Source organism: Parafrankia elaeagni (assembly GCF_000374165.1).
GTDB lineage: Bacteria > Actinomycetota > Actinomycetes > Frankiales > Frankiaceae > Parafrankia > Parafrankia elaeagni.
Genome location: NZ_KB893721.1, coordinates 89302 through 108254, shown reverse-complemented (window position 1 = coordinate 108254; position 18953 = coordinate 89302). Strand labels below are relative to the sequence as shown.

Here is an 18953-nt window from a genome sequence, read left to right as displayed (position 1 = left end):
GGAGTTTTTCCGAAACTCGGAATAGTCGGTTTCGCATGCGATAATCAGCTGGTTCGATCAGACCCTGCCCAAAATTCCGCCGGAACAGGAAACGGGCAACCCGGACAGAAACCCCCTGGCGGCAACGAACCGGAAATCCTTACGCGTTCCGTCCAGGATTTCTGGAGCTCGCGCCCGGTACCGGCATGAGAGGCCCCCTTCGTGGCATGTGAGTCTTACCAAAGAAAACACATCGACCACGAAGAGGGTGCTCCCAGTGTATCGACTTCCCGGGCTGAGCCTGAAAGCCGCCGACGTCGTCGTCGCGATGGCCGAGAGACACTTCCCCGACTGGCATCGTGCCCAGGGCCGTCCCCGCGGTCTCGATCTGGTCGGTGCTCTGCGGCTGGCCCTGTGCCGGCTGCGGCGCAACGCCACCTACCAGGAACTCGCGGAGGACTTCGGGATCGGGATCAGTACCGCCTGGACCTACCACCAGATCATGGTCACCTTCCTCTCCGACGCTCTCGGCACCACCACCGAGGCCCTGTCCCGGCAGGTCAAGGGCCTGGTCTGCCTGATCGACGGGACTCTGATCCCGACGTTCGCCTGGCACCATCGCGACGATCTTCTGTCCGGCAAGCACCGCCGCCACGGCGTCAACGTCCAACTCGCCGTCGACCTGCACGGGCGGCTCCTCGGAGCCAGCCGTGCCTTCCCGGGAAGCTGGCATGATGTGCACTGCTTCCGTGAAGCCGGCTGGACACGGGTGGTACACCGTTCCGGTGGCTGCCTGACCGACCTCGGCTACGAAGGCGAACCCACCCTCCACACCCCGCTGAAAAAGAAGCCCGGAACACCCCTGCCCGGCTGGCAGAAGCAGCTCAACACCGCGTTCGCGTCCGTCCGGGTCGCCGCCGAATGGGGAGTCGCCCACACGAAGAACTGGCGGATCCTCACCACCCGCCACCGCAGCGAACTCGGTCGCATCGATGCCGACGTCCAGGCTGCCGTCGGCCTCCAGAAAATCAACGAACAGCAATCCGAACGAATACTGAGCTTCGAGAGGATCAAGAGAGTTTCTGAATAACTTCGTTGTCCGATGCGGTGAGCATGAGAATGCGGCTCGGTTGTCGGTCGTGCACGATACGTTCACACACGGCATCGCCGTGCAGGCCGGGGAGGCCGCGGTCCAGGACGACGATCTCGTAGTCGACGACGTAGATCTTCGCCAGCGCGGTGTCACCGTCGTGGGCGACATCGACCGCAAAGCGTTCCCGGCGCAGCGCCCGAGTCACCGCGTCGGCGAGTGGCACGTCGTCCTCGACAAGTAACACCCGCATTCGTTCTCCCGTCGTTCGAGGGTGCTCCCGTCACCGCTCCGCGGCACGTGTCACCGCGACACGTGCCGCATCGCTGCCCGGGAGCTCGTCAGTGTAGGGCGTGACCCGGGCGCGTAGGAGCGATCTCCCGCAGGCCGCCACCCCCCTCCGGCCTAACGAACTCGCCTGGGTCTACTGCCCACCCGGCTCGGTGAGCCTGGGGGCGTCGCCTGGCCTGATCCTGAAAAATCGCCATGTGTTGTTGCCATCCTGGGTCCTGAATCCGGACGTTCCGTACCTGACCATGCGCCGGGGCTGCGAGAGGACTGCCAGGTCAGGGCGGGGCCGAGCGGGTCGTTCACGGGTCACCCACGGCGTCTCCGCCGGATATGCCAGCCGGCTGGCCGGTAACCCACGATCGTGGAGGCGGGCCCAGAGGCTTCGCGACGGAAAAGCTCCGAGACGTGGATGACGTCGATGCGTCCCCATGGGTGTGTCTTGCCGCGCCCGTGAACCTGTGCTAGAAATTCTCGCATCGCCTTTGGCGACCGCCTAATATGCTTCACGTCGTCGGTAGCACCCTCGGGAGGGGCACGGGTAAACTGATTGGCAACCGACCGATCTCGTCGACGAGATGTCGGCTGTCGAAGCCTGTGTTCCTATGTCGAGGCGTCGTTCTTTCGATGTGCCCGCTGCTGTCTCTGTCGCATCCTGCTGCGGTGACAGTCGTCGGATATCGCGAGATGTGCCGTGGCGTGGGACGTTCCCGTCGACTGCCCGAGAGTCGCCCGTGAATGCTCGGCCCAGCTTGAGTCGCACCGTCTTGATCGATTTCTCCAGCAGTAAGGATACTGACGCCATGTATCGGAAGAAAACCTGCGAGGTTCTCGATGCCGGCCTGCGGCATCGCCCGTCAACAGGTCACCGGTACGCTGGGCCGTCGCCGGTCCAGGTTTCTGGGTGCCTGTGCCGTCTGCCGTCCGAGACCTTAGCTGGATGACCGAGATGCTGACCGCGAGTCGCCGGCGGCGCGTCGTGGTGGCGTCGGCCGCCGCGATGATGTTGTTGGCGGGCGCCGGGTGCAGTGCTGACAGCGCGCCAGCCCCCGCCGCCTCGCCCTGCACCACGCCGGGCGTCGGCGTCGACCGGGTGAAAATAGGTCTGATCTATCCGGCTACCGGCCCGCTGAGCTCCGTCTTCAGTGCCGCCCGCAGTGGTTTCGAGGCCCGGGTCGCCCTGGCGAACGAATCCGGAGGCGTGCACGGCCGCGAGTTGGAGATCGTGCTGGCCGACGACGCTGGTCAACCTTCGAGGAACGATGTCGCAGCACGCAGAATCGTGGAGCGCAGCGGCGTGTTCGGCGTCGCGCAGCTCACGACAGCCGCGTCGGGTTCGGCCCGCTATCTGGCAGGTGCCGGTGTCCCTGTTGTCGGCCTTGCCTCCGAGACGGCCTGGAACGACTACGACACCATGTTCGCGCCTGACTACCTGTACTCGACCAACGGCACCGTGAGCACTCTGGGTGAGTTCGCAGCCGCCCAGGGTGGTACCAGGGTTGCTGTGGTGGAAGAGTCCCTGTCGGAACCGTCGCAGGCCCTCAGCGATCAGATGATCGCAAGTATGAGCGGCCAGGGTGTGGCGCTGGTGGCGCGTATCCCGTACACGGTGGGCCAGAGCTCTCCGGAACAGGTGGTGGCCAGGATCGCGGCGAGCCAGGCCGACGTGCTCGTTGTCCAGACTCCGATCGACGGGCTGCGCGAGCTGCTCCGGGCCTCCCGCGCCGCCAACGTCACCTACCGGACGGTTCTGTCCGCGGTCGCCTACGACAAGCGCCTGCTCGCCGAGGCGGGGACGGATCTGGCCGGCGCGACGGCCTTCTTCGACCATATTTCATGGGACTCCGCATCACCCAACCTGAGAAATTTCCGGGAAACGATGGCCCGCTACGCGGCCGAGACCCCGGACCCGGACCAGATCACCGTTCTCAGCTCCTACGTGGCGGCCGACATGCTGGTACGTGGCCTGGAAATGGCGGGCGAGTGCCCGACACGAGAAGCGTTCCACCGTGGGCTTCGGTCAGTCACCGACTACCCGGCGGCCGGTCTCATGCCAGGTGGTGTGGACCTGAGCGCCAATCGCGGACGGCCGGCGACCTGTCTCACCTTCGCGAAGGTGAATGCCACGGGCACTGCCTACGAGGTCGTTCCCGGACCCGACGGGAAGGAGCAGTGGTGCGGTACCAGACACGACGGCTGACCCTGCGAACCGGCGCGCGTCAGAGGCCGGCGTGCTGCGGCCGGGTCTCGACCACAATGACGGTGGGGTGTCGGTCATGAGAGCCACGGTGAGCTCCTTCTCGAGTTCGCCCGTGGTGTCGACCCGGACGCCCCGACAGCCGAAGCGGTGCGCGAGTGAGGCGATGCCCAGCCCCGGCAGGTCGAGCCCCGGAACTCCGGGCGTGTTCTCCAGCTCGGCGAAGGCTGACGCTTTGGCCGCGGGTGTTCCTGAGGTCCTGATCGCGGGATGCCGGGGCCGGGGGCTCAGTTCTTCGAGGCCATCGCCACGGCCGGCGCGATGGCCTGTGGCGTGGAGCGGGTCTGTTCCGGAACGGTGAGGTTCGGTGCCGGTGCCGGTGCCGCCCGACCGGGGATGCCGAGGGCGACAAGGCCGGCGGCGAGGGCGGCCGCGGCGCCGATCAGATAGCCAAGGTGCAGACCTGCGAGGGACGGCACCTGCGTCGGGCCGTAGGGGATCGTCATGTTCGCCAGTACCACGCCGATCACCGCGCTCGCCGCCGAGGTTCCGATGGCGCGCATCAGGGTGTTGAGGCCGTTGGCCGAGGCGCCCTCCGAGGCCGGAACGGCCTGCATGATCAGTGTCGGCAGGGCCGCGTAGGCCAGCGCGACGCCGGCACAGATGACGCAGCTGACGAGAAGGACTCCCAGCGGGCTGCCGGTGAGTCCGATGGCGAGGCAGTAACCACCCGCGACGACGGCCGAGCCGGTGACGAGAGAGATCTTCGGGCCACGCGCGGTGATCAGGCGGCCGGCCAGCGGCGACACGACCATCATCACCAGCCCCACGGGTGCCATCCACAGCCCGGTGGCGAGTAGCGACTGGCCGAGGCCGTGGCCGGTGGCCTTCGGGAGTTGAAGCAACTGCGGGTTGATCAACGAGTTCGCGTACATCGCGAAGCCCAGCGTGACGGAGGCGATGTTCGTCAGCAGCACCGGACGCCGGATCGTGGTGCGCAGGTCGACGAGCGGAGCCGGGGCGCGGGTCTCCCACCAGCCCCACCCGGCGAGGGTGGCGGCCGACGTTGCGAACAGTCCCAGGGTGGTGCCACTCGACCAACCCCAGGTGCCTCCCTTCGACACGGCGAGCAACAGGGTGACGAGGCCCGTGGAGAGCAGGGCCGCACCGGGCAGGTCGAACCGGCCCGAGCCCCGGACCGGTGATTCGGGCACGACCCGCCACACCAGCGCCATCAGAAGCACGACGGCGACAGCGGACGTCCAGAACAGCACGTGCCAGTCGGCCTGCTGGGCGACGGCCGCCGCGATCGGCAGACCCAGGGCGCTGCCGATTCCGAGCGACGAGCTCATCAGCGCCATCGCCGGGATGAGCCGCTTCGCGGGGAGCAGGTCACGCATGATGCTGATGCCCAGCGGGATGATCGCCAGCCCGAGGCCCTGCATCGACCGGCCCACGACCAGCGGCACCAGCGTGTTGCTCAGGGCACAGACCACGGAGCCGACGGCGAGCACGGAGCCGGAGACGAAGATCATGCTTCGCTTGCCGTAGAGGTCGCCCAGACGACCGAACACCGGGTTGGCGACGGCAGCGGCGAGCAGGGTGCCCGTGATCGCCCATGAGGCGTCGGCCGAGCTCGTGTGCAGCAGCGATGGCAGCACGGGGAGCAGCGGCACCATCAGGGTCTGCATCATCGCGACGACGACGCCCACCGCACCCAGGACCGCGACGATCGCGTTGACGTGCGACACATCGCCCGCGCGGCTGGTGGCGACCGGAGTGGAGCGGTCGGTGTCCTCGCCGGAAGCCATGCTTCCTCCTCTACTTCGTTGTACTACACAACTATATGTATCATGCATATCTCCGAATCGTCAGTGTTCACCGGGGCGGTACTGGTCACACTCGGCCCGCGGGCCCGCTCACCCGGTCGGGAACCCGGCCGCAGGTCGCGGGCAGCGAGCTTCTCGCGTCGCAGATGCACGTACACCTCGATGCACGCGATCGGCTCCTCGGCGGCGAGGTCGACGCCGGCCTCACATACGGATCGTAGTGTGCCGATCGCCGCCACGGGGTCGGCCAGGAACGCACCCGGATCCGCCACCATGCCTGGTGCCTGGTGCCTGGTGCCTGCCTTGCTGCCGGCCGCGGCGGCGCCGTCGAGAACACTTTTCGCGCCCGATTCCATGGCGAGCCTTTTGGAAAGACCCTTCGGGGCTGTGAGTGAAGGCGGGCCCAAGGTGATGGAGGGTCGGAGCGTATGAGTCGCCTGGTATGCCCGACCGTGTCATTGTGGTTGCCCGCCGGAAACCGGGCACTGTACGTTTCGGCCTCGCGTGTGTCCGCGTGGGTGGGCCGGATCGGCGTCGAAGTGCCCTCCCGTCCAGCAGTGGAGGAGAATCGATGCCCAGCGCTCGAAGGTCGTACCTCGCGTTATGCGGTGCATTCCTGGCCATGGCGGTGACCGGGGCTGCAACGGCCGCGTGTTCGGATTCCTCCGCGCCGCCGGCGTCCGTCCCGACCGCCACTCCGGTAGAACCGCCAGCCGATCCGTCTCGCCTGCCGATCCTGTTCGTGCACGGCGGGGCCGGCTCGGGGGCGCAGTTCGAGACACCGGCCCGCCGGTTCGCCGCGAACGGCTATCCGGTCGGCCACATCGACGCGATCGACTGGGATTCCACCTTCACGGTGGAGACGGCCGAGCAGGTACATACCCGGATCGACGCGCGCATCGACGCCCTGCTCACAGCGACCGGCGCGGCCAAGGTGGAGCTGGTCGGGCACTCGATGGGAACCATGATCAGCCAGGACTACCTCACCAGTCGCCCGGAGCGGGCCGCGCGCGTCGCGCACTACGTCAACCTGGATGGCCGCACGGCCCAGGCGCCGCCCGGCGGGGTGCCCACACTCGCGGTCTGGGCCGAGGGTGATCCGGCCCGCCGGATCGTCGGGGCGAACAACGTCCAGTTCGCGGAACTCGGGCACACCGAGTCGGTGACGTCACCGCGTACCTTCGAGGCCGAGTTCGAGTTCTTCACCGGCAGGAAGCCGGCCACCACCGAGATCCGACCAACTGCCGACGGCATGATCCAGCTGTCGGGCCGGGCAGTGCTGTTCCCGACGAACGTCGGCCTGAGTGAAGGCCGGCTGGAGGTCTACGAGGTCGAGGTCGCGACCGGGAAGCGTCGGCCCGGCAGCCCGGTCGCCGCGACCGCCCTCGGCGGCGAGGGCGCCTTCGGGCCGATCGCCGCCCGCGCCGGCGCATCCTACGAGTTCGCCGTCCTGCGCCCGGGGGCGGCGACCCACCACTTCTACTTCCAGCCGTTCCAGCGCAGCGACAGGCTCATCCGACTGCTCACCAGCCGCCCCGGTGAAGGTCTCGGCGCGCGGATGGAGACGGCACCGGCCCACACCAACATCACCATCAGCCGATACCGGGAATGGTGGGGTGACCAGGGATCAGGCAGCGACCAGCTGCTCGTCGACGGGACGAACCTGCTGAACCCCGCGAACACGCCCCGGCAGAAGCGGCCCATCGGCATCTTCCTCACCGACGTCGGAACGGACCGCAGGACAGATCTCACCGCGCCGGTACCGGCCTTCTTCTCGGTGGTCTTCATGACCGGCATGGACGTCTTCCTGCCGGCCGGCGACACGGCGATCACCCTGGAATCCGTGCAGCGCGACACCGACGGCCACCGCGACGTCATCGCCGTGCCGGCGTTCCCGTCGTCGGAGCACCGGGTCTCGGTCCTCTTCAACGACTACAGCTAGCACCGTCGCCCCCGGTCGGCGCCTTCCCTCTAAATGTTTAGGTGCCCGCGACGCTGTCGTCCGGCGCGCCGTCGTCCGGCACGGGCCCGCCGTGCCGGGCCCGCGGTGCCGCCGGGGGCGGCCGTGCCAGTTGCCCGTCAGCCGGTCGTCGTTCCCGGGCTGGGGAGGTCGAAGTGTTCGTCGCGGAGCTGGAAGGCACGTTTCGTGCCGTGTTCGGCGCGGGTCCTGACGAAGTTGAACTCGTCGTCCTGGAACTGGAGATTGGTGCCGTAGGCGTGGAAGAGGTAGCTGGCGACCTCCTCGCCCTGGTAGGCCTGTAGCTGCTCGACGAGGCGGAAGGCCTCCTTGGCGATGACGATGCCGTCGGCGGGCATGCGGGCGAGCTTGCGGGCCCACCAGTCGGCGCGGGTGTGTACGTCGTCGCCGTTGTCGAGGATCTCGGTGAAGATCGAGAGGTGGGCGAGGTCACTGGCGGGGATCATGTCGCCGGTGAGGAGCAGGCGGCGTGCCAGGACGGGGCCGAGCCGGTAGAAGAACATGTGCAGTGAGCCGAGGGCCGGGCCCAGGAACCGTGTCGCGGGCATCCCGATCCGGGTGTCACCGGCGACGATCGCGATGTCGGCCATGAGTGCGAGTTCGAAGCCGCCGCCGAGCGCGAAGCCCTGTACCTCGGCGATCGTGGCTTTCGGGTAGCCGAGAAAGTTGTGGTAGAAGCTGAACGATCTGCGGTCGACGGACAGCCGCCGGCGTTGGCTGGGACGTCGGCGGGTGGAGTCCTTCGCGGCGTCGCCGTACCAGGCGTAGGCGTTGGCCATGTCGGCGCCGGTGCTGAAGACGCCGCTGGTGCCGCGCAGGTGGACGACCTTGATCGCGTCATCGACCGCGAGCTCGTCGAGGTAGGTGCCGAGCTGTTCCCGCATCGCGGGGTCGTACGCGTTCCGGCGGCTGGGGTTGTCGAGCGTGAGGCGGGCGATCCCTGTCCCCTCGTCGCGTTCCAGCAGCACACGACCGTCGCTCATGGGCTCTCCCTCTCGCTGATCGAACAGTCCCGCCATCCAGCGACGCCATCCTATATCTCTAGATATTTCCAGGCTGGGAGTTAGCATCGTACCGATGCATGTCACCCTCGGCGAGTCCCCTTCGGGGGCGCCCGGGTCTGACCGCTGCAGGGGCCAGACCATCGCGGGCGCAGGCGAGAAGAGGGGGTCGTCGGTGACGACGGAGGCAGGGGTCGGCCTCGACCGGGACGGCGGCGTGCTGCGCATCGGCCTCGACCGGCCGGAACGCCGCAACGCCCTCGACGCCGCGGCGGTGCGCCGGATCGTCGGTGCCCTCGAGGATGCGGCCACCGACGACGCGCTCCGGGTGGTCGTGATCGAGAGCCGCGGCCCGGACTTCTGCTCCGGCGCCGACTGGGTGGCCTCGAACACCGCCGGCGGCGCCCGGCCGCGCCCCGGCAGCGTGCAGCGGCGCACCGCGCTGCAGGCGCACCGGCTCATCCAGCTCATCACCGAGGTGCAGCTGCCCGTCGTCGCCGTCGTCCGCGGCCACGCCGCCGGCCTCGGGTTCCAGCTCGCGCTCGCGGCCGACTTCACTGTCGCCGCCGAGAGCAGCCGGTTCTGGGAGCCGTTCCTGACCCGGGGCTTCAGCCCGGACAGTGGCGCGACCTGGCTGCTGCCCCGGCTGGTCGGCATCGCCCGGGCCAAGGAGCTGATGCTGCTCGGCCGGCGGCTGTCAGGGGCCCAGGCCGCCGAGTGGGGGCTCATCTACCGGGCTGTGCCTGACGCCGAGCTGGACAGCGCGGCCGTGGAGCTGGTCGAGACGCTCGGGCAGGCCGCCACGGTCGCGGTCGGGCTCACCAAGCGCCTGGTCAACCGCGGGCTGGAGCTGGGGCTGGCGGAGGCGATGCAGGACGAGGCGTTCGCGCTCGAGCTGACGTCGCGCACCGCTGACTTCAGGGAGGGGCTCGTGGCCTTCAGGGAACGGCGCCCTCCGGACTTCGGCGGGCGGTAGGGCCGCGGTACCGACAGGGGTCGGCGGACAGGGGCCGGCGGCAGAGGGATTCGGGGCGGCGGATCAGAACTGGGTACCGCCGTCGATGTTGATGACGGCGCCGGTGAGATAGCCCGTGCGGGGTGACAGGAGGAAGGCGAACAGGTCGCCGACCTCGCCCGGTGTGCCCGGCCGGCGCAGGGCCACGTCCATGTGCCACTCCTCGACCACGGGTGAGGCCTCCGGTGGTGGGTCGTCCTCGACAGCGCGTGGGAGGTCAGGCCGGGCGGGGCATCCCGAGGATCCGCTCGGCGATGAGATTGCGCTGGATCTGCGAGGTGCCGGCCGCGATGCTGTACTGCAGTGACCAGAGATAGGCCCGGGCGGTCTCGACACCGTCCACCCCGCCGGCCCGCACGCCACCCGTCGCGGCGCGGCCGAGTACGCGGACCGCGAGCTCGCTCAGCTCCTGGCTGAGCTCGCTGAACCGCAGCTTGACGGCCGAGCCGGTGGGCGCGGGCAGTCCGGTGGCCTCCGTCTCGGTGATCCCCCGCTGGGCCATCCGCCACAGACCGTCGGCGTTCGCCTCCAGCCGGCCGACGTGCGAGCGCAGCGCCGGGTCGTCCCAGGCGGTGCCGCCGCCCGGCCCCGGTACCAGCCTGGCCACCCTGACCAGGTCCCGGAGCTGGGAGCGCAGGGTGATGATGTGCTGGGCGAAGGCGGTGCCGCGCTCGAAGCGCAGGGTCACGTTCGTCACCCGCCACCCGTCGTTCTCCGCGCCGACGAGACTGGTGACGGGCACCCGGACGTCGGTGAGGAACACCTCGCAGAAGTGGCTCTCGCCGTCGATGGTGCGCATCGGGCGGACCTCGACGCCGGGGGAGCGCATGTCGAGGATGAGCCAGCTGATGCCGCGGTGCCTGCGGGCGTCGGGGTCGGTGCGGACCAGCAGCTCGCCGTAGTCGGCCACGTGCGCCCGGGTGCTCCAGATCTTCTGGCCGTTGACGACGTAGTCGTCGCCGTCACGGACCGCGCTGGTGCGCAGCGAGGCGAGGTCGGAGCCGGCCTGCGGCTCGGAGAAACCCTGGCACCAGACGTGTTCGCCGCGCAGGATGCGCGGCAGGTGGTAGGCCCGCTGCTCGTCGGTACCCTCGGCGATCAGCGTCGGGCCGGCGTGCATCATCCCGACGAAGTTGACGCTGATGTACGGGGCGCCGGCGCGGGCGTACTCCTCCAGGTAGACGAGTTGCTGGGTGACCGGCAGGCCACGGCCGCCGAACCGGCTGGGCCAGTGCAGGCCGGCGTACCCGGCGTCGTACAGCCTGCGCTGCCAGGCGGTGTCGTAGGCGCGTCGGGCCGGCCAGTCACCGGGGGGTGGGGGCGGGCCGTGGTCGGGCACCGCCACCTCGAGCCAGCAGCGAAGCTCGGCGCGGAACGTTTCGTCCTCCTCGCTGTAGGTCAGGTCCATCAGAGACTCCCGAGGGGACTGACGCCTTCAGGCGTGAGGGGAACCGGGTACAGACCGCAACCCTGATGGATGCGCGGCACCGGCATAATCGGATCATGGTGCGGCAGGTGACGGTGGGCGCGGGCGGCGTCCACGACCTCGGATATCGCGTCGTGTGGTGCCCGAAGTACCGCCGTCCCGTGCTCACCGGCCCGGTCCGCGACCGGCGCGACGAGCTGATCCGACAGAAATGCACCGAACACGGCTGGGGCGTCGTCGCGCTGGAGGTCATGCCGGATCACGTGCGTCTGTTCGTCAGGGCTCATCCGAAGCACTCCCCGTCATACGTCGCCAACCAGTTCAAGGGATGCACCAGCCGGGTCCTACGCGCCGAGTTCCCGCACCTGCGGTCCCGGCTGTCGACCCTGTGGTCGTGGTCGTACTTCGTCGTCACTGTCGGCGTGGTCTCCGCCGACATGGTGCGCCGGTACATCGACACCCGGTACGAGCGTCCATGGCGCAGGGAGCGGCCGTGAGACGGACGTTCAAGTTCCAGCTCCGCCCGACTGTCAGGCAGGCAGCCGCGTTCACGGCGATGCTCAACAGCCACCGGGCGCTGTACAACGCGGCGCTTCAGGAACGCCGTGACGCCTACCGGCACCCGTCCCGGACAACGGTTCGCTATGGCGGCCAGTCCGCTCAGCTCAAAGAGATCCGCGGCGTCGGCCATGTCAAGGTCAACCAGCACCGGCCGGTACTCGGCACCGTCAAGACGATCAGCGTCAAGCGGGAGGGCTGCCGCTGGTATGTGGTCCTCTCCTGTGACGACGTGCCCGCCGCGCCGCTGCCGGTCACCGGCGCGGTGGTCGGGGTGGACCTGGAGGTGGCATCGCTGGCGACTACCTCCGACGGCCGGCACATCGGCAACCCCCGCTACCTCGCCGCGGTGGCCGACCGGCTTGCCCGCGCGCAGCGGAGGCTGGCGCGGAAGAAGCGGGGGTCGGCGCGGAGACGGAAGGCGGTGGCGCGGGTCGCCGCGCTGCACGGCACGGTGCGCCGGCAGCGGCTCGACCTCGCCCACAAGACCGCCCTCGGGCTGGTCCGCGAGCACGACCTGATCGCCGTGGAAGCCCTGCGGGTCGGGAACATGACCCGCAGGGCCGCCCCGAGACCCGACCCCGACCGGCCGGGGGCGTTCCTGCCCAACGGGCAGGCCGCCGAGACGGGACTGAACACGTCGATTCTGGGCGCGAGATGGGGGGTGTTCCTCTGTGTGGCGTGTGAGTACACAGCACACGCTGACGTGAACGCGGCCGTCAACATCCTCCGGGCCGGACTGGCCCGTCAGGCCACCCAAGCGGCCTGAGAAGCCGGCGGCTTCAGCCGTCGGAGTAGTCACACCGTGCTCCTCCGGCTGTTCAGGGGTGCTCCGGGCTGCTCAGTTCAGTGCTGCTGGGTGACTGGGTGAACAGTTCGCGCACGGCGGCCAGATCGACCTTGCCCGAGGGCGTCCGCGGCAGCGCCTCGACGACCCGCAGCCGAGTCGGCAGCTCGTAGCGAGCCAGGACGCCGGCTGCCGCCGCCAGGAGATCCTCGGCGCTCACCGTGACCCCGGGGCGCGGCTCGACCGCGGCCACCGGAACGGCCCCGAGGCGGGCGTCGGGGTGGCCGACCACGGCGGCGCCGCGCACGCGCGGGTCGCGTTCCAGGGCGGTGCGCACGTCGTCCGGCAGGATCTTGAAGCCCCCGCGGATGATCGCCTGGTCGGCCCGGCCGAGAATCCACAGAAAGCCGTCGGTGTCGAGGCGGGCGAGGTCGGTGGTGCGGGTCCAGCCGCTGTCGTCGCCGAGCTGCGCCGCCCGGACCTCCAGCAGGCCCGGTTCGTCCGGCTCCCGAGGTGCGCCGGTGTCCGGGTCGACCACGCGCAGCGCGCAGCCGGCGTGGGCCCGCCCGACGCTGCCGTGCTTCGCCGTCCAGTACCGCTCGTGGTCGGCGAGGTTCCAGCCGGCGACGCCGCCGCCGAACTCGGTCGCCGCGTACGAGGTCAGCACCGGCACGCCGAACCTCGCCTGGAAGGCGTCGGCGTCCTCGGGCGCCAGCGGGGCGGTACCCGAGATCACCGACCGCACACCGGACAGGTCGGTGGGACCGAGGTCGGAGTCGAGGACCATCCGCAGCGCGGCCGGGACCAGGCTGACGGTCGAGGGCCGGTGGCGGCGCACGGCGTCCGCCCACTCCTCGACGCGGAAGCGTTCGAGCAGGCAGAACGCGCGGCCGTCGTTGACGCACTGCAGGATCCGGAACAGCCCGCCGAGGTGCACCAGCGGCGCGTTCACGATGACCACGCCCCGGCGCAGCCGAAGGCCGGAGTCGGGGCTGCGTTCGTAGTGCCGGGCCCCGGCGAGCACCCGCCGGAAGGTCTCGTAGGCCAGCGGGACCCGCTTGGGCGGTCCGGTCGTCCCGCTGGTGAGCATCTCGACGGCGACCCCGGGGCGCGGGTCGGCGGTGCCCGGAGCCGACCCGCCGCCGGTGCCCGGAGGCGACCCGCTGCCGGTGACGACTCCGAGCTCGTCGCTGCCGAGCCGGCGCGCCCGCGGCGCCAGGGCGGCCAGATCGGCCCGTCCGCCGGCGACGGTCGCGACGGCGAGGGAGCCGAGGTCGGCGCGGACCCGCTCGGCTCCGCGCCCGGGGTTGACGGCGACCACGCAGGCACCGGCCCGGAGCAGGCCGAGGAGCAGGCCGAGCTGCGGCGGCCGGTTGCGCAGCAGCAGGGCGACGCGTTCGCCCGGCCGTACCAGCGGCGCGACCGCGTCGGCCGCCGCGGCCAGCTCGCCCCAGGTGTGCCAGTGGCGCTCGAACTCGACGGCGGGCGCCGACGGGTCGAGGGCCAGCACCTTCCCGATGCGTTCGCTGAGCGCGGGCAGCTCGGCCGTCCCGTGGTGGGTCATTCGCACTTCCAGTCCGGCTGGCGTTTCTCGACGAAGGCACGCGGGCCCTCCTTGGCATCCTCGGTGCGGACCACCCGCTCCCGGAACGCCTCGGCCATCACCTCGGCCTCGTACAGTGGAAGGTCGCGGCCCCGGCGGATGGCGAGGCGGGTGCCGCGCACGGCCAGCGGTGCGTTGCGGTTGACGGTGTGCGCGATCTCCCGGGCCCGCTCGAGCAGCCGGTCGTGCGCGACGACCTCGGAGACCAGGCCCAGGTCGTAGGCGCGCTGTGCGCTCATCCGCTCGTGCCGGCCCATCAGCGCCATCCGCATGGCGATGTTGATCGGCAGGGCGCGGGCGAGGCGCACCACCTCCCGGCCGGAGACCAGACCGATGCTGACGTGCGGGTCGAAGAACTCGGCCCGGTCGGAGGCGATGACGATGTCGCCGGTGGTGACGAGGTCGAGCCCGGCACCGCAGCACAGGCCGTTCACCGCGGTGAGGATCGGCTTGGTCATGGTCCGGAACGGGGGCGTGCCCTCCTGCGGAGCCTCCCACTGCGGGAACGTCGACAGATACGGCTCGTCGTAGACGACCCGCCCGTCGTCGGGGATCTCGGTGACATCGGCACCAGCGCAGAACGCCCGGCCGTTGCCGGTCACGAGCAGGATCCAGACGCCGTCGTCGGCCTCGGCGTCGGCGTACGCCTGCCGCAGCTCCCGGACCATCGCCGGGCTCAGCGCGTTGAGCGCCTCGGGCCGGTCGAAGGTGATCGTGGCCACCCGGTCCTCGACCTGGTAGCGAATCGTCTCGAATCCCATGGGACTACTACCTCTCGCTCAACCGGCCGGCGGGGGACTGAGCCGGTGCCGGCGCTCGCTCACGACAGGGCGAGGTCGCTCCCGACCTTGCCCCCGGCATCCTCGCCGACCTCCTCGCCGACCGCGGCACCGAGCCGGGCGGCGTGCCAGGCGGCGGTGCCGAACCCGTTCTCGAGGACCCAGGCCCGCTTCAGGAAGTAGTGCGGGAGCATGTCCCAGGTGAAGCCCATACCGCCGAGGACCTGCACGGCTGTGCGGCCGTTGGCGATGCCGGCCTCGCCGGCCAGCAGCTTCGCGGTGTTCGCGGCGCGCTCCGCGTCACCGGCCCGTGGGTCGGCCGCGGTGGCGGCGGCGGCGTAGGTCGCCGACCGCGCGAGCTCCACCCGCACGTACATGTCGGCGAGCAGGTGCTTGACGGCCTGGAACGAGCCGACGGGAACACCGAACTGCACCCGTTCGAGCGCGTGGCGGCGGGCGGTGTCGAGCGCTCCCTGGGCGACGCCGACCAGCATCGCGGCGCTGAGGATCTCCCCTGAGCGCCGCAGCCGCCGGGCGTCCGCCGCCCCGCCGATCACCCGGCCTGCGGGGAGGTGGCCGAACACGGCGACAGGTGTCAGCGGGTCGAGGGGCGTGCCGTCCACGGGTGGTGGAAGCGCGGCGCGCGGGCACACCTCCAGCCGGTCGTCGCGCAGCACCAGGAGCACGTCGCAGTCGGCGGCGTGCTCGACGACCACCGGGCCGGAGGCGCCAGCTGTCAGCTCGACACCGGCGACCCGGACCTTCCCCTCGGCGGCGCCGGGGACGAACGGCGCGGCGAGGGTCGACCACAGCACCGGCCCACCGGCGAGATGCTCGCCGAACTGCTCGAACGCGAGGGTGGCCTCGACGATGCCGACGCCGGCGGCGGCCCCGTCGGAGAGGACGCCCAGCACACCGAGCTCGGCGAGCGCCGTCCACAGGCCGGGCCCGCTGGGGCTGCCCTCACGGGTCGCGATGTCACCGTGGCCGAACCTGTCCGAGCAGAATGCCCGGACGGCGTCGCGCATCGCCAGCTGGTCCTCGTCGAGGCGGAACTGCATGGAACGCCATCACCTGCCGTCGGCTGCCGGGAACGTCGGAGTTGCCACACCGTCACACCGTCGCGCCGGTGGGAGCCGGCCGCGGGAGGTCGAGAAGCTCGAACATGTTGGCCGACATGATCCGCTCGATGTCGGCAGGGGGAAGGCCTGTGAGCTGCCGGGTGAAGGAGAGCGGCTCGGCGAGGCCTTCGGGGTGCGGATAGTCGGAGCCGAAACAGACGCGGTCGGGGCCCATGAGGGAGATCAGGCCCTCGAAGGAATCCTCCCAGAACGGGTTGATCCAGATGTTGCGCCGGAGGACGTCGAGCGGGTGGGTGGGGAACTCCCCGGGCATCTTCTTCCAGGCGAGCTCGAGGTTGCGGGCGAGGACCCCGACCCAGCTGCCGCCGTTCTCGACGCTGATGAGCCGTATTCGGGGGAAGCGGTCGAGCATGCCATGGCAGATGGCGGAGGCGAGCGTGTCCTGAATGGTGCGGCCGCCGTCGGCGACGTGGGCGAAGGTTCTGGGGCGGAACGCGACGTACTCTCCGCTGCCCCCTTCCCAGGTGTTGAGGTAGTCCTGGTAGCCGCTGTCGGAGGCGTGCAGCGCGACGAGGACGCCGGCCTCCTGGACACGGGCCCAGAACGGGTCGAACTCGGGGAGGAAGGGCGAGCGGGGGCCGCGCAGGCCGGCCACGGGGGCGGGCCGCACGAGGATGGCACGGGCGCCGCGGCCCAGGACCCGGTCGAGCTCGGCGATGCCGCCGTCCACGTCGCAGGGCGAGACGATCGGCGTCGTGATGATGCGGTCGGCGTGGTTGTAGCCCCAGTCGTCGTGGAGCCATTCGTTGAAGGCGCGGATGGCCACCTGGGTCAGCGCCGGGTCGTCGCGTAACCGTTCCTCGACGAGGCTGGCGAGGGTCGGGAACAGCAGGCAGGCATGCACGCCCTGCTCGTCGAGCACCGTCAGCCGGGCCTTCGGCTCCCGGAAGGCGGGAATGCTGCGCATCGGCTTCCCGGTGAGCTCGCGCAGCGACTTCCCCTCCGGGTTGTCGCCGGCGTAGAAGGCCATGTGGGCGCCGGGGCGGGCGACGACATCGAAGGTCGGGTTCGGGATGAACTCGGTGAGGAGGTTGCGGACGACGAGCTTCTTCCGGCCGTTCAGCTCGACGAAGCGGAACAGGTCCCGGTGCTGTGCCGGGAGGTGCCGGGTGAACGCGTCCTGCGTCTCGTAGAGGTGGTGGTCGGCGTCGAACACCGGGAAGTCGAGGGTCGGGGTCATGATCCGAACCTGTCACTCTCTGTGGGAGCTGATAGCAGCGCGTGGGTTCCTAAATATCTAGATAATGAAGGTACGGCCGCCTGGTCGGGTGGCGCAACCCTGCGGGTGCGGTCCCCGGAGCCCCGTGGTCGGCCCTGCGGGCCGGGCGGCCGGGCGGCCGGGGTGTCGGGGTGCCGCTGGTCATGCCGTGGCGTCACCCATAACATCTAGATATATTTGGTTGGCTGGTTGACGCGAGATGTGGATCCGGGGGGCCGGCCCACGAGGTCGCCCCAGGGCCGCCGACCAGGTCCGGAGTCGAGTGAGGAGCGCGTTCGTGAGCGAGAGCTTCATCGAGTACGAGGCGGCCGAGCGGATCGCGACGATCACGCTCAACCGGCCGCGGGCGGCGAACGCGCAGACGCTCGAGCTGCTCGACGAGCTCGACGAGGCCTGGCGGCGGGCGGCCGAGGACCCGGACGTCCGAGTGATCATTCTGCAGGCCAACGGCCGGCACTTCTCCGCCGGGCACGACATCAGAAGCGTCGGCCCCGCCGACGACGCGGCTGCCGGTGCGGCTGCTGGCGCGCGTGGCGGGGGCAGCGGTAACGGTCGGCCGCCGAGCTGGACCCTCGCCGGGATCTACGAGATCGAGGCGAGGCGGTTCCTGGAGTACTCGCTGCGCTGGCGCAACGTGCCGAAGCCATCCATCGCCGCGGTGCAGGGCGTGTGCATCTCGGGTGGCCTGCTGCTGTGCTGGCCGTGCGACCTGATCCTCGCGGCGGACAACGCGACCTTTTCCGACCCGGTGGTCAACATGGGCATCGGCGGGGTCGAGTACCACGGCCACACCTGGGAGCTGGGCGCCCGTAAGGCCAAGGAACTGCTGTTCACCGGCCGGAAGATGGACGCCCACGAGGCCGAGCGGGCCGGGATGGTCAACCGGGTGGTGCCGCTCGACGGGCTGCGCCCGGCCGCCCGGGAGCTGGCCGGGCAGATCGCCCGGATGCACCCGTTCGCGTTGCGGCAGGCGAAGCGGGCGGTCAACCAGACCCTCGACGTGCAGGGCTTCTACGCGGCCGTGCAGTCCGTGTTCGACATCCACCAGACCGGCCACGGCCATGCGCTCAGCGAGTCGGGGCTGCCGGTCCTCATGTTGCTGGACGAGATGAAGGCCCGGATCGACAAGTAGTCGATCATGCGGGCCGCGCCGGCCCGGCGGTCGCGTTCCTGGAGGGGCTGACGGGCTGACGGGCTGACGGATCGATGGTGGAGGGCTCGGATGGTGGAGGGCTCAGTAGTCGTGTCGCATCAGATCGATCACGGTCTTCGCGTGTTGGGAGATCATCACCTGGCCGACCACCGCCATGTGCTCCGCCCAGTGCTTCTCGGCCGCCGCGGCGTCACCCGCCTCGACGAGTGCCGCCAGACGCGCCTGCGAGCGCAGGCCGCGCATGCGTGTGGCCTCGGCGTCCCGGGTCGGGTCGGGCCGGCTGGCCGCGGTGACCGCCCGGGCGAGAACCTCGCTGAGCATCTCGGCGACGATGCTGAGCGTCTGGTTGCCGGCCAGCTCCACGAGGCGGGCGTGGAAGCGCGCGTTGGCGCGCCCGAACGCCTCGGGATCCTCGATGGCCTCCAGCTGGTCGGCGCTGAGCCGGCGCAGTTCGGCGGCCGCGGACCGGCGGGCGCGCGAGCCGGCCACCAGCCGGACGGCCACCGGCTCGATCATGCTGCGGGCGTTGTGGACGTCCATGAGCGGCACGCCGCGCGCCTGGAGCAGGAGTGCGGCCGTACGCGCGGTCATCCGCTCGTCCGGCCGGTGCACGACGACCCCGCCCAGCGCCCCCCGTCGGACCGAGATCAGACCCTCCGCCTCGAGGATGCGCAGTGCCTCCCGCATCGACGGGCGGGAGACGGCGAACCGCTCGACCAGCTCGGGCTCCCGCCCGAGCGAATCACCCTCGGTCAGATCCCCCTGGACGATGAGCCGACGGATCTCGTCGGCGATCTGCTGAGGCTTCTCCCGGACGGTGCGCCGAACCCCGTCCCGTGCCTCTCCTGGCTCGACCACGGGCCGATTATATCTCTAGATGTTTCGAGGAAGGCTGTTCGTTCGCGCCCG

At 70.2% G+C, this 18953-nt stretch carries 17 protein-coding genes and 1 pseudogene; 7 read left to right on the top strand and 11 right to left on the bottom strand.

Going from position 1 to position 18953, the window contains the following annotated elements:
- The first annotated feature begins 256 nt into the window (after window positions 1-256).
- A complete protein-coding gene (locus tag B207_RS36915; RefSeq protein ID WP_018635919.1) occupies window positions 257-1069 on the top strand; it encodes a transposase family protein in 813 nt (270 codons plus the stop codon).
- A 4-nt stretch (window positions 1070-1073) separates the two neighbouring features.
- Here the strand turns inward: B207_RS36915 and B207_RS38325 are convergent.
- Window positions 1074-1322 (bottom strand): annotated as a pseudogene (locus B207_RS38325) (response regulator); the annotation flags it as partial.
- 975 nt (window positions 1323-2297) lie between these two features.
- Between B207_RS38325 and B207_RS0114175 the strand changes: the two are divergent.
- Window positions 2298-3557, top strand: coding sequence for an ABC transporter substrate-binding protein (locus B207_RS0114175; protein WP_018637209.1), 1260 nt, complete (start codon window positions 2298-2300; stop codon window positions 3555-3557).
- A gap of 284 nt (window positions 3558-3841) precedes the next feature.
- Here B207_RS0114175 and B207_RS0114170 read toward each other — a convergent pair whose 3' ends face one another.
- Together B207_RS0114170 and B207_RS0114165 are read right to left on the bottom strand one after the other, a co-directional pair.
- On the bottom strand, window positions 3842-5365 hold the full coding sequence (locus B207_RS0114170; RefSeq protein WP_018637208.1) for an MFS transporter: 1524 nt from the start codon (window positions 5363-5365) through the stop codon (window positions 3842-3844).
- A 23-nt stretch (window positions 5366-5388) separates the two neighbouring features.
- Window positions 5389-5739 carry a hypothetical protein gene (locus tag B207_RS0114165; protein ID WP_018637207.1) on the bottom strand — a complete coding sequence of 117 codons (351 nt, stop codon included), beginning with the start codon at window positions 5737-5739 and terminating at the stop codon, window positions 5389-5391.
- A 215-nt stretch (window positions 5740-5954) separates the two neighbouring features.
- Between B207_RS0114165 and B207_RS0114160 the strand changes: the two genes are divergently transcribed.
- On the top strand, window positions 5955-7325 hold the full coding sequence (locus B207_RS0114160; RefSeq protein ID WP_026311048.1) for an alpha/beta fold hydrolase: 1371 nt from the start codon (window positions 5955-5957) through the stop codon (window positions 7323-7325).
- Between the two features lie 137 nt (window positions 7326-7462).
- On the opposite strand, the gene B207_RS0114155 is transcribed toward B207_RS0114160, so the two are convergent.
- On the bottom strand, window positions 7463-8344 hold the full coding sequence (locus tag B207_RS0114155) for an enoyl-CoA hydratase/isomerase family protein (protein WP_018637205.1): 882 nt from the start codon (window positions 8342-8344) through the stop codon (window positions 7463-7465).
- A gap of 193 nt (window positions 8345-8537) precedes the next feature.
- On the opposite strand from B207_RS0114155, the gene B207_RS0114150 reads away from it, so the two are divergent.
- Window positions 8538-9338, top strand: coding sequence for an enoyl-CoA hydratase/isomerase family protein (locus B207_RS0114150; protein ID WP_018637204.1), 801 nt, complete (start codon window positions 8538-8540; stop codon window positions 9336-9338).
- Window positions 9339-9401: 63 nt separating this feature from the next.
- Here the strand turns inward: B207_RS0114150 and B207_RS38315 are convergent, their stop codons facing one another.
- The gene (locus B207_RS38315; RefSeq protein ID WP_018637203.1) at window positions 9402-9548 is read right to left on the bottom strand and encodes an SDR family oxidoreductase; all 147 of its coding nucleotides are present in this window, start codon (window positions 9546-9548) and stop codon (window positions 9402-9404) included.
- Window positions 9549-9594: 46 nt separating this feature from the next.
- Window positions 9595-10785 carry an acyl-CoA dehydrogenase family protein gene (locus B207_RS0114140; protein ID WP_018637202.1) on the bottom strand — a complete coding sequence of 397 codons (1191 nt, stop codon included), beginning with the start codon at window positions 10783-10785 and terminating at the stop codon, window positions 9595-9597.
- Window positions 10786-10880: 95 nt separating this feature from the next.
- Between B207_RS0114140 and tnpA the strand changes: the two genes are divergently transcribed.
- Complete coding sequence (gene tnpA / locus B207_RS0114135; protein WP_018637201.1) at window positions 10881-11300, top strand: IS200/IS605 family transposase; 420 nt, start codon at window positions 10881-10883, stop codon at window positions 11298-11300.
- Entirely contained in the window at window positions 11297-12130 is an 834-nt protein-coding gene (locus tag B207_RS0114130; protein WP_026311047.1) for an RNA-guided endonuclease InsQ/TnpB family protein, read from the top strand. Before tnpA ends, B207_RS0114130 begins: the two co-directional genes overlap by 4 nt.
- Window positions 12131-12182: 52 nt before the next feature.
- Here B207_RS0114130 and B207_RS0114125 read toward each other — a convergent pair whose 3' ends face one another.
- The 4 genes from B207_RS0114125 to B207_RS0114110 are packed head-to-tail and all read right to left on the bottom strand — an operon-like array spanning window position 12183 to window position 16852.
- Entirely contained in the window at window positions 12183-13712 is a 1530-nt protein-coding gene (locus B207_RS0114125; RefSeq protein ID WP_018637199.1) for a class I adenylate-forming enzyme family protein, read from the bottom strand.
- Complete coding sequence (locus B207_RS0114120; protein WP_018637198.1) at window positions 13709-14512, bottom strand: enoyl-CoA hydratase/isomerase family protein; 804 nt, start codon at window positions 14510-14512, stop codon at window positions 13709-13711. The genes B207_RS0114125 and B207_RS0114120 overlap by 4 nt, the downstream gene beginning before the upstream one ends.
- Window positions 14513-14571: 59 nt before the next feature.
- Window positions 14572-15591, bottom strand: a complete 1020-nt coding sequence (locus tag B207_RS0114115; RefSeq protein WP_018637197.1) for an acyl-CoA dehydrogenase — start codon at window positions 15589-15591, stop codon at window positions 14572-14574.
- A 52-nt stretch (window positions 15592-15643) separates the two neighbouring features.
- Window positions 15644-16852: an amidohydrolase family protein gene (locus tag B207_RS0114110; RefSeq protein WP_018637196.1), complete on the bottom strand. Its 1209-nt coding sequence runs from the start codon at window positions 16850-16852 to the stop codon at window positions 15644-15646.
- 316 nt (window positions 16853-17168) lie between these two features.
- Here B207_RS0114110 and B207_RS0114105 point away from each other — a divergent pair, with 316 nt between their 5' ends.
- The gene (locus B207_RS0114105) at window positions 17169-18023 is read left to right on the top strand and encodes an enoyl-CoA hydratase (RefSeq protein ID WP_018637195.1); all 855 of its coding nucleotides are present in this window, start codon (window positions 17169-17171) and stop codon (window positions 18021-18023) included.
- Between the two features lie 102 nt (window positions 18024-18125).
- Here B207_RS0114105 and B207_RS0114100 read toward each other — a convergent pair whose 3' ends face one another.
- Window positions 18126-18902: a FadR/GntR family transcriptional regulator gene (locus B207_RS0114100; RefSeq protein ID WP_018637194.1), complete on the bottom strand. Its 777-nt coding sequence runs from the start codon at window positions 18900-18902 to the stop codon at window positions 18126-18128.
- Window positions 18903-18953 lie beyond the last annotated feature (51 nt).

Bases quoted from the DNA above. Each gene is read 5' to 3' on its own strand.
- B207_RS0114175 (WP_018637209.1), top strand. From the start codon at position 2,298: ATGACCGAGATGCTGACCGCGAGTCGCCGGCGGCGCGTCGTGGTGGCG.
- B207_RS0114170 (WP_018637208.1), bottom strand. From the start codon at position 5,365: ATGGCTTCCGGCGAGGACACCGACCGCTCCACTCCGGTCGCCACCAGC.
- B207_RS0114165 (WP_018637207.1), bottom strand. From the start codon at position 5,739: ATGGAATCGGGCGCGAAAAGTGTTCTCGACGGCGCCGCCGCGGCCGGC.
- B207_RS0114160 (WP_026311048.1), top strand. From the start codon at position 5,955: ATGCCCAGCGCTCGAAGGTCGTACCTCGCGTTATGCGGTGCATTCCTG.
- B207_RS0114155 (WP_018637205.1), bottom strand. From the start codon at position 8,344: ATGAGCGACGGTCGTGTGCTGCTGGAACGCGACGAGGGGACAGGGATC.
- B207_RS0114140 (WP_018637202.1), bottom strand. From the start codon at position 10,785: ATGGACCTGACCTACAGCGAGGAGGACGAAACGTTCCGCGCCGAGCTT.
- tnpA (WP_018637201.1), top strand. From the start codon at position 10,881: ATGGTGCGGCAGGTGACGGTGGGCGCGGGCGGCGTCCACGACCTCGGA.
- B207_RS0114125 (WP_018637199.1), bottom strand. From the start codon at position 13,712: ATGACCCACCACGGGACGGCCGAGCTGCCCGCGCTCAGCGAACGCATC.
- B207_RS0114120 (WP_018637198.1), bottom strand. From the start codon at position 14,512: ATGGGATTCGAGACGATTCGCTACCAGGTCGAGGACCGGGTGGCCACG.
- B207_RS0114115 (WP_018637197.1), bottom strand. From the start codon at position 15,591: ATGCAGTTCCGCCTCGACGAGGACCAGCTGGCGATGCGCGACGCCGTC.
- B207_RS0114110 (WP_018637196.1), bottom strand. From the start codon at position 16,852: ATGACCCCGACCCTCGACTTCCCGGTGTTCGACGCCGACCACCACCTC.